This is a genomic window from Aeromonas piscicola, from assembly GCF_000820005.1.
Lineage (GTDB): Bacteria > Pseudomonadota > Gammaproteobacteria > Enterobacterales > Aeromonadaceae > Aeromonas > Aeromonas piscicola.
Genome location: NZ_CDBL01000083.1, coordinates 1 through 9,582, shown reverse-complemented (window position 1 = coordinate 9,582; position 9,582 = coordinate 1). Strand labels below are relative to the sequence as shown.

The 9,582-nt window shown below is 61.4% G+C and carries 9 protein-coding genes; 2 read left to right on the top strand and 7 right to left on the bottom strand.

Going from position 1 to position 9,582, the window contains the following annotated elements:
* Window positions 1-105 precede the first annotated feature (105 nt).
* From BN1128_RS22635 to BN1128_RS22615, 5 genes are all read right to left on the bottom strand, one after another.
* Window positions 106-795 (bottom strand): M15 family metallopeptidase, encoded by a 690-nt coding sequence (locus BN1128_RS22635; RefSeq protein WP_042873165.1) that lies wholly within the window; start codon window positions 793-795, stop codon window positions 106-108.
* Between the two features lie 61 nt (window positions 796-856).
* Window positions 857-1,984 carry a succinyl-diaminopimelate desuccinylase gene (gene dapE, locus BN1128_RS22630; RefSeq protein ID WP_042873125.1) on the bottom strand — a complete coding sequence of 376 codons (1,128 nt, stop codon included), beginning with the start codon at window positions 1,982-1,984 and terminating at the stop codon, window positions 857-859.
* A gap of 22 nt (window positions 1,985-2,006) precedes the next feature.
* Window positions 2,007-2,357: an ArsC family reductase gene (locus tag BN1128_RS22625; RefSeq protein ID WP_042873123.1), complete on the bottom strand. Its 351-nt coding sequence runs from the start codon at window positions 2,355-2,357 to the stop codon at window positions 2,007-2,009.
* A gap of 214 nt (window positions 2,358-2,571) precedes the next feature.
* Window positions 2,572-3,483: a LysR family transcriptional regulator gene (locus BN1128_RS22620; protein WP_042873121.1), complete on the bottom strand. Its 912-nt coding sequence runs from the start codon at window positions 3,481-3,483 to the stop codon at window positions 2,572-2,574.
* Window positions 3,484-3,799: 316 nt separating this feature from the next.
* Window positions 3,800-4,114: a hypothetical protein gene (locus BN1128_RS22615; RefSeq protein WP_042873118.1), complete on the bottom strand. Its 315-nt coding sequence runs from the start codon at window positions 4,112-4,114 to the stop codon at window positions 3,800-3,802.
* A 283-nt stretch (window positions 4,115-4,397) separates the two neighbouring features.
* On the opposite strand from BN1128_RS22615, the gene dcuC reads away from it, so the two are divergent.
* Both dcuC and BN1128_RS22605 read left to right on the top strand, forming a co-directional pair.
* Complete coding sequence (gene dcuC / locus BN1128_RS22610) at window positions 4,398-5,774, top strand: C4-dicarboxylate transporter DcuC (RefSeq protein ID WP_042873115.1); 1,377 nt, start codon at window positions 4,398-4,400, stop codon at window positions 5,772-5,774.
* A 106-nt stretch (window positions 5,775-5,880) separates the two neighbouring features.
* A complete protein-coding gene (locus BN1128_RS22605) occupies window positions 5,881-7,020 on the top strand; it encodes a M20 family metallopeptidase (protein ID WP_042873112.1) in 1,140 nt (379 codons plus the stop codon).
* A gap of 125 nt (window positions 7,021-7,145) precedes the next feature.
* Here BN1128_RS22605 and BN1128_RS22600 read toward each other — a convergent pair whose 3' ends face one another.
* Together BN1128_RS22600 and BN1128_RS22595 are read right to left on the bottom strand one after the other, a co-directional pair.
* Window positions 7,146-7,802, bottom strand: a complete 657-nt coding sequence (locus BN1128_RS22600; RefSeq protein WP_042873110.1) for a Dph6-related ATP pyrophosphatase — start codon at window positions 7,800-7,802, stop codon at window positions 7,146-7,148.
* 189 nt (window positions 7,803-7,991) lie between these two features.
* Window positions 7,992-9,335, bottom strand: a complete 1,344-nt coding sequence (locus BN1128_RS22595; RefSeq protein ID WP_042873108.1) for an anaerobic C4-dicarboxylate transporter — start codon at window positions 9,333-9,335, stop codon at window positions 7,992-7,994.
* Between the last annotated feature and the right edge of the window lie 247 nt (window positions 9,336-9,582).

Below are 9,582 nucleotides of genomic sequence, written 5' to 3'. Positions count from 1 at the left end.
TTCATGAGTGATTCCTCGTGTCGGGACAGGGGGTGACGTCATAACTGACCAGAAGCTTGTCGAACCGGGTCAGCATGGTCAATTTTCCTTCAATATGCCCCGTCTTCATGAGTGATTCCTCGTGTCGGGACAGAGGGTGACATAACGGGCCAAAATCTCGTCAAGCTGGGCCAGTATGGTCGACTTGCCTTCAATATCCGCCTGTTGCAGGCAAAGTGCCAGCGCATCCGGATCGAGCCGCTGCTCGCGGGACTCCAGCGCGAAGCTGATATGCCAGGGTTCATAGGCAACGCCGCTGCCGGCCCCCGCCGGTTTGGCATAAGGCAGGAAGAAGCCGAAGTCGTTCATGTGGTCGGTGAGCCAGTCGCCCAGATCGGCAAACCAGCCTCCCTCCTCATACTCCCAGGGCTCCAGCGCCAGCTTGGTGCCTGCAGGCAGGCAGTCGGGATCGTAGATATCCAGATCCGTGCCCCAGTGGTGACGGCTGGTGCCGGGCAGGGCGCTCCAGTGCAGGATGGCGTGCAGCCGCTCGGTGTCGTTCAATTGCAGGGCATCCAGCGGCTGGTTGTTGGCATCCAGCAGGGGCCGCTCGCCGCGCCACTTGCCATTCCAGATGGCGAGCTGACGGTCGAACCCGCGCCAGCTGGAGGCTGCCTGCAGGTTGTGCCCCTCATGGGCGGCAGCCACCTGCATGTCGTTGAAGGCCGCGGCTGTGGCCGCGGTCAGACGATGGGGCCCGCGACCCACCAGGATGAGGTGGTGCTCGTCTCGCCCCAGCAGTTGATCCTGTGTCATGCCCATTTCGAATCCTGTGTGTTGTTGAGCGAAATCCCCGCAAGCCAGCGCCGAAGCAGCGTCATGCCAGCAACCGATCCAGTATGCCCTGATACATGTCGGCCAGCAGATCCAGATCGTCCGCCTTCACGCACTCGTTCACCTTGTGGATAGTGGCGTTGACGGGGCCGAGCTCAATCACTTCGGCGCCGGTGGGGGCGATAAAGCGTCCATCGGACGTTCCCCCCGTGGTGAGCAGGGCCGGTTGCTGACCATTGACCTGTTCGATGGCCGCGACGGCGGCATCGAGCAGATCGCCGGTGTCGGTCAGGAAGGGTTGGCCGGAGAGGGTCCAGTCAAGCTGGTAATCCAGTCCGTGCCTGTCCAGCAGGGTCTCGACCCGCTCACGAATATCCATGTCGGTCAGTTGGGTGCTGAAGCGGAAGTTGAACTGCACCTGCAGCTCGCCCGGAATGACGTTGGAGGCGCCGGTGCCGGCCGAGATATTGGCGATCTGGAAGCTGGTGGGGGGGAAGTAGGCGTTGCCCTCATCCCACACGGTGGCGGCAAGCTCCGCCAGCGCCGGCGCGGTTTTGTGGATGGGGTTGTCCGCCAGATGGGGATAGGCGACGTGACCCTGCACTCCGCGCACCAGCAGGTCGCCGGTGATGGAGCCGCGTCGGCCGTTCTTCACCACATCACCGACCACGGCGGTGGAGGAGGGCTCGCCGACGATGCACCAGCGGATCTTCTCGTGGCGTGCCTCCAGGGTATCTATCACCCGGGTGGTGCCGTTGATAAAGGGCCCCTCTTCATCCGAGGTGATGAGAAAGGCGATGGACCCCTTGTGGTCCGGATTGGCCGCAACGAAACGCTCAGTGGCCACCACCATGGATGCCAGCGACCCCTTCATGTCGGCGGCGCCGCGACCGTAGAGCACGCCATCCTTGATGGTCGGTTCGAACGGCGGCGTGTGCCATTTGTCCAGCGGCCCGGCGGGCACCACGTCTGTGTGACCGGCGAAGCAGAACAGGGGGCCTTCGCTGCCACGGCGGGCCCAGAGGTTGGTGGTGTCTTCAAACACCATGGGTTCGATGATGAAACCCAGGCGTGCGAGGCGCTCCGCCATCAGGGTCTGGCACCCTTCATCGAGCGGGGTGACTGAGGGGCGGCGGATCAGATCCTTGGCCAGTGCGATGACATCCGACATCGGCGTTCCTTAACAGAAAAGTTTAACGAGAGAAGAGGGATTGGTAGTTATCGGCTTTAAAACCCAGGGTCAGTTCGCCATCCCGCTCGAGCAAGGGGCGCTTGATCATGGCCGGGTGTTCCAGCAGCAGGGCGCGGGCCTTTGCGGTGTCGAGCCCCTGTTTGGCCTCATCCGGCAGGGCGCGGAAGGTGGTGCCACGGCTGTTGAGCAAGGCTTCCCAGCCAAGCTTTGCCAGCCAGCTGTCCAGCGCGGCGGGATCCAGCCCATCGGCGCGATGGTCGTGAAAACGGTAGTCGATGCCAGCCTCATCCAGCCACTTGCGGGCTTTCTTGATGGTGTCGCAGTTTTTGATGCCATAGAGGGTGGTGGCCATGGGGAGTCCTTGTCTGCGGGCGCGGGCCCTTGGAGCTGAAACGTGAAATCGGCAACTTGAGATCTGAACGCGACATCAAGCAAAGGCTCGATTCTGGCATTGTGACTATCCCATGGCAACGGCGGAGCCGCACCTTGGGTGATTTTCCAAAGGCGAACGGGCAACAGGAAGGGGCTGGGGAGAAAAGAGCCCGGCGCACGGTGCGCCGGCGGGATCAAAGCTCGTGCTGGGATTGGCACCAGAGGTGCAACTCGGACTCGAACCAGTTGAGCATGGCATGGTTGTCGTCGCGGCGATGACGGATCAGGCTGACTTCAAAGGTCGGCAGGGCGAAGCGGGTCTCGTACTCCACCAGATCCAGCAGCGGCATCAGCGGTCGCAACACCCTGGCGGGGGAAGTCAGCAGCAGGGGCGCGTAGGGCAATATGAAGGGCGCAGCCAGAAAGCTTTGCACTATCAAGGGGGTATGGCGGGTCATGCCGTGTGCGGCCAGCAAGTCATCGACTATGCCCCCTTCGCTGCCACGGGGGGCGACCAGCAGGTGCTGGGCCTTGGCGAAGGATTCGATGCAGAGCACCTGACCCTGGAACGGGTGGCTGCGGTGCGCGGCACAGATCAGCTTGTCTTCAAACAGCGGGATGCGACGAAAACGGCCGGGCACCTCGTCCTGCTTGCTGATCACCATGCTGATCACCCCCTCGTCAAGCTGACTCTCGTAGTCCGCATTGAGGGGCACCATGTGGATGCGCAGGTTGGGCGCCTGCTGCTGCAGGCGCGCCAGCAGGCTCGGCATCATCACGTACTCCACATAGGTGTGGGCGCCGATGCGCAGGACACCCTCGAACTTGCCGGGATCTAGCTGCTCCGGCTGGCTGAAGGTCTGCTCTATGTCGTGCAGTATCTCCCGCAGCGGCAGCAGCAGCGCCTGTGCCCTGGCGGTGGGTTCCATGCCCTGGGGAGTGCGGATCAGCAAGGGATCGTCATAGAGCAGCCGCAGGCGAGCCAGGGCACGACTGACGGCCGGCTGGCTCATGGCGAGTCGCTCGGCGGCCTTGGTGGTGTTGCGTTCCTCCAGCAGCGCCTTGAGCACCACCAGCAGGTTGAGGTCTACGCCTCGTAAATTCATTCTGTGCATAATGGAATACTAATAAATCATTTCCTTAAGCAGGGCCTTCACTTTAGTCTCATTCCCCGTCGATGGTCAGCATGAAGCTTGAATAAATCAGCGATTTATACAAACCCATGTTGTCCTGTTACCTCTTTCGCGTGGTGCCGGGGGTGGCAAGATTCGACAGCCTGAACTCTTTACTCTGGTCATCCAGAGCGTTGCTTGCTTAGTACCCGCCTTCGAGGCGGGTTTTTTTTTGCCTGCAGTTCAGGTGAGCGGGCCCGAAGAAGTACAAAACGCGCCACCGGGCGCGTTGTTGTGATGAAGCTATGACTCAGGGCGCTACCGGCCACTGGTAGTCAAATACCTTGGCACGCTCCCAGGGGGCGTTCGGCAGGCTGGAGGAGAGGCCGGTATATTTGCCCACATCGTCCACCACTATGGTGGAGAGGATCGGCAGCTGGTGCTCGGTGCAGTACATGCGGATGCGTTGCAGCAGAGTGCGCAGCTCATCCTGGCTATTCTCCAGCCCGGCCTGCCTGGCCAGTTTGGAGTAACGAATGGTGGTGCGTTCCTTTGCAGACTCGACGAGGATGTCCCATAGCTTGTAGTCGCTGGTGGTCATACCCGCGGTGGCTTGGCTTGTCATAACTCTCTCCGGCGCGAAATGGTCGCTGTGTCGATGCGCATCTTGGCCAGTTCACTGGCCCCTGACGTTGATCCAAAGCAAAAAAGCCCGAGGTTATCCGCCAGAACGGGTGACAAAGGGATTCTAAAGGTTTGCCTTTAGTTTAAACGACCATTTTTTGTTAAGTGGATAGCATTTTATTCCATCGATATGAGGCGAAGCCACCTTTATTGACAGGGATCAAGGGGAAAGCGAGGCCCGACCACTAGATTCCGCTCCTCGATAATTTTATCAGGAGCGAATATTGGAACTCTTATTTGTCTTGCTCGTACTGATCGCCGTGGTCTACGGCATCATCAAGGATTACAACCCGCAGGCGGTGCTGGCGCTGGCGGGCATGGCCATTTTTGCGGTGGCCTACTGGCTGGGGCTGCACCCCATTCTCCCCGCTGACAAGAGCACCGGCTTCGCCCTGTTCGACCTGTTCGAGGTGTTCAAGGGGATCTTCTCCTACCGCGCGGCCGGGCTGGGCCTCACCATCATGGCGGTCGCGGGCTTTGCCACCTACATGTCCCATATCGGTGCCTCCCAGGCGCTGGTACGGGTGGCGGTCAAACCGGTGGCGGGCATCCAGTCCAGCTACCTGATGCTCTCCATCTGCTATCTGGTGGCGGTCTTTGTCTCGCTGTTCGTCACCTCCGCCACCGGCCTTGGCCTCTTGCTGATGGTCACCATGTATCCGGTGATGCGCAACCTTGGCATCAGCCCGGCCTCCGCCTGTGGCGTCATTGCCACCTCCCAGGCGTTTGAAATCGGCCCGACCCAGACCAATGCCATCTTCTCCGCCGGTCAATCGGGCATGGATCCGACCAGCTACTTCGTTGACTACCAGATCTGGCTGGTGGCCCCCATGCTGCTGGTGACCATGGTGCTGCACTTCTTCTGGCAGCGTCACTGTGATCGCCAGGATGGATGGGATCCGGCCCTGCATCGCGGCGAGCACGCCGAGCTGGACGAGCAGGGCACAGAGGCCGCACAGGCACCGACCTGGTATGCCCTGCTGCCCATCATCCCCTTCGTGCTGATGATGACCTTCTCCAAGCTGCTGGTGACCACCATCAGCGTCAGCGTGGAGGTGGCCATGCTGCTGTCGGTCTTTATCGGCATGCTGTGTGAACTGCTGCGCAGCCGCTCGCTGCGCACCGCCATGGCCGGACTGTCGAGTTTTCTCGATGGCATGGGCAAGGTGTTCGGCCCGGTAGTGGCGCTGATCGTCTGCGCCGAGCTGTTCGCCGAATCCCTCAAGGCCATCGGTGCCATCGACACCCTGCTGCACTCTGCCAGCAATGCCGGCATCGGCAGCGCGCTGATGACCCTGGTGATGGTGGCACTGATCATGGTGGCGGCTGTCATCATGGGCTCGGGCAACGCGGCTTTCCTCAGCTTTTCGACCCTGGCGCCGGCGGTGGCGGCCAAGTTTGGCGTGCCTGCAGTGACCATGCTGCTGCCGATGCAGCTCGCCTCCAGTATCGGCCGCACCGTCTCCCCCATCGCGGCGGTGCTGATCGCCTGTGCGGGCATCGCCAAGGTCTCCCCCTTCGTGGTGGTCAAGCGCACCTGCGTGCCTATGGCGGGGGCGCTGGTGACTGCATTGACGCTCAACTATCTGCTGTTTATGTGATGGTCTGCTGTGTATGTAATGACGGGGCGGGCAGCGCGGCTGCCCGCCCTCATCCTGTTGCTGACAGGCCTTGACCGAGAGTGGCAAGGCTTGCATGGAGAAGATGATGACAGATGTAAAGCACCCGTTTTCCCTCGATAGCTATCTGGCCGATCTGGCCCCGCTCATCAATCTTGATTGCGGCACCCGCACCCCGGCCGGGGTGGCTCGGGTGGCCGACATCATGACCGAAAAGTATCAGGCGATCGGCTGGCAGGTGACCCGCCACCAGTTCGCTCCTGAGTGCGGCCCCTGCCTCGAAATCACCAATGCGCCGGGTGCCAAGCACTACGACGTGATGCTGTGTGGCCACATGGATACCGTCTTCCCCGAGGGGACGGCGGCCAAGCGACCGATGAAAATCGAAGGCAATCAAGCCTTTGGCCCCGGCGTGTCGGACATGAAGAGCGGCCTGCTCTCTATCTGGTATGCCCTGAAAGAGATGGATCCGGCGCAGCTGGCCAAGCTCAAGGTGCTGGTTTGCTGCAACTGCGACGAGGAGGTGGGCTCCCCCTGGTCGAAGGATTGGCTGGTCGAGCGAGCCAAACAGAGTGGCTGTGTGCTGGTGGCCGAGGCGGCCCGCCCGAACGGGGATCTCATCAGCGCCCGCAAGGGCAACGCCAAGTACCGCATCCGCTTCCACGGCAAGGCCTCCCACGCCGGTTCGGCCCTGACCGAGGGGGTCTCGGCCATCACAGAACTCGCTCATTGGGTGCTCGCCATCAACGAGCAGGTCAACATGACCACGGGCACCACCATGAACGTCGGGGTGGTGCAGGGCGGCACAGGCGTCAACGTGGTGCCGGACTTTGCCGAGGCGATCGTGGATTTGCGCTTCTGGAGCAACGAAGAGGCCGCTGCGGTGTACGACCGGCTCACCTTTATGGCCAACAACCCCTTCCTCGCGGGCTGTCGGGTCGAGGTGGATCGCCAGACCTTCAAGCCGGCGATGCGCCCGAGTGGCGACACCGAGGCGCTGATGGTGCTGGTGGACGCGGCGGGCAAGGAGGAGGGGATCCCCTTCAACTGGCTGGAGGCCGGTGGCGGTTCGGATGCCAACTTTACCGCCGCTGCGGGCGTGCCGTCGCTGGATGGCTTCGGCCCCATGGGGGGAGGCTTCCACTCGGAGAGCGAATTCCTGCTGCTCGACAGCATAGCGCCGCGTATCCGCCTGTTGCAGCGGGTGCTGACCAAGCTGGCGAAATAAGCCGGTTCATCCCTTGTTCGGGTTGTCGATGGCCCGCTCACATCAAGACGGGAGGCTGCAGCCTCCCGTTTTTTATCTCGCTTTTGGTTCGCCCTTGAACGCGCTGGCCAGATGGCTTGGCGCCGTTACCCCTGCGGCTCGGCCAGATAGGCCAGATGATCCTGCCGTGCCACCTGCCAGCCATCGAGGCGCAGCGGAGCGGCAAAGCCCGGGCCGTCGGTCACCATGGTGTGGTATTCCCCCTGCTCGCCGCAGGCATCGAATCCCTGGCGCTCGGCCAGCAGCTGCAGATCGCTGAGGGTGGCGGCATCCAGGATACGTCCGGTCCACTCGGGAGCAAGCACCCGGGTATCGACGCAGGAGAGGTGGGCGACTATGCCGCGCGCCAGCATATCCGCCAGCAAGGCTTGACGAGATTGTTGCCAGAGCGGGGTGTGGACGGTGAGCCCCAGCGGCAGGCAGCGTTCACGGATCCAGTTTGGCGCCCCCCCCACGCTGTCGATATCGCCGGTCACCACCCCATCGAGCGCCCACTCCTGCTGCAAGCGGCTCAGCGCGGTTTCGTAGCTCTGCTCGAACGGCGCTTCTATGGTGACCAGCAGATGAGGCAGACCGAGGGCCGCCGCCTGACGGCGCACCAGCGGCAAGGGGTGAGCTAGAAAGCGGGGCTTCAGCGGTGCAAAGGTGGCCAGTGCCACTACCTGATGGCCCGCATCGCGGGCATGGCAGAGGGCCAGCATGGCATCTTTGCCACCGCTCCAGAGCAGGATGACGCGAGACATGGGGGAAGATTCCGATGGTGAACGAGGGGGCATGCTACCCAGTGGCGGGGGCACAGGTAAAGGCGTAGTGTCCGGAAATGGCGGCTGGAAATAGCCGCAGGAAATTGTTGGGGAACAGATCGGGGGAGAAAAAAGCAGGCCCCCGAAGCGGGGGCCTGCCTGGCAATGGCGTGATAAACGCCGTTGCGATTAGAGCAAAATAGTGGTCAATACATAACCCAGGGCGCAGGAGCTGCTCACCCCGATCAGCCCCGGAATGATGAAGCTGTGGTTGATGATGAACTTGCCGATGCGGGTGGTACCGGAGCGGTCGAAACCGATACAGGCCAGATCGCTCGGGTAGGTCGGCAGCACGAAGTAGCCGTAGCTGGCCGGCAGGAAGGCGATCAGCAGTTTCGGCTCCACGCCCAGTGCCAGACCCATGGGGGCGATGGCGGTCAGGGCGGCGGCCTGGCTGTTCACCAGCTTGGAGATGAGGAACAGCACTAGGGCGTAGGTCCATGGCTGGGCCTGTACCACGTGAGCCAGGGTTTCTTTCAGCAGCGGCATGTGAGCCTGGAAGAAGGTCTCACTCATCCATGCCACCCCGAAGACTGAGAAGATGGCGACCATGCCGGCCTTGAACACGGGGCCGTTGGAGATCTCACCCGGCTTGACCTTGCAGCGCATCAGTATGATGGCGCCGGCGATCAGCATCATCATCTGGATCACCAGGTTCATGGAGAGCGGGCCAGCCTTGTCCTTGATGGTGAACACCGGACGCAGACCTTCGTTGGCACCGAGCAAGACCACGGCAGCGATGGCGGCGAAGAAGATCCAGGTAGACCAATAGGCCTCTTTCGGGAACTTGGTGTTGAGCAGGGTTTCACCACCGCCATAGATGAAGGTGCGCTGTTCCGGATCCTTGATCTTGGCCTGGAACTCTTCGTCCTTGTCCAGATCCTTGCCGCGGCGCAGGCTCCACAGGGCCGCCATGATCACGCCGGTCAGGGAGGAGGGGATGGCGATCATCAGGATGTCTAGCAGGCCATAGGCCTGACCTATACCGTGACCGGCCGCCAGGATGGAGACCATGGAGACCACGGCAACGGAGACCGGGGAGGCACAGATAGCCATCTGGGAGGCAACGGATGCCACGGCCATCGGCCGCTCGGGACGTATGTTCTTCTGCAGCGCTATGTCAGCGATGATGGGGAACATGGTGTAGACCACGTGGCCGGTACCGCACAGGAAGGTGAGGGTCCAGGTAGTGAGCGGCGCCAGGATTGTGATGTATTGGGGGTGACGGCGCAGCAGACGCTCGGCCACCTGCATCATCAGGTTGAGGCCACCGGCAGTCTGCAGGGTGGCGGCACAGCCGATCACGGCGAGTATGGTCAGCATGACCTGTACCGGCGGTTCACCCGGGGTCAGGCCGAACACGAAGGTCAGCAGGAACAGACCTATGCCGCTGATGAGACCCAGTCCCATGCCACCAAAGCGGGTACCCAGCAGCAAGCAGCCGAGCACCACAAAAAATTCCATCAAGATCATTCCATTACCTCGCGTGATTTAATCCATGTCAGTGTTGTGTTGGGCTCATGGACCGGGATTGTCTGTTTTTTATTTAGCCCTAAAGGGTTAGTGGGTATTGTGCCCTCCTAAAAGGGGTAAAAATTTGAGGTACTTCAATAACTCATCGCTTTTTGATTTAACTGCATAAAAACCACGTATTAACATCATTGTTATTGGTTGGGCCAATAAACGGCACCGTACGGGGCTCTATGTGTCGCAGGGGGGC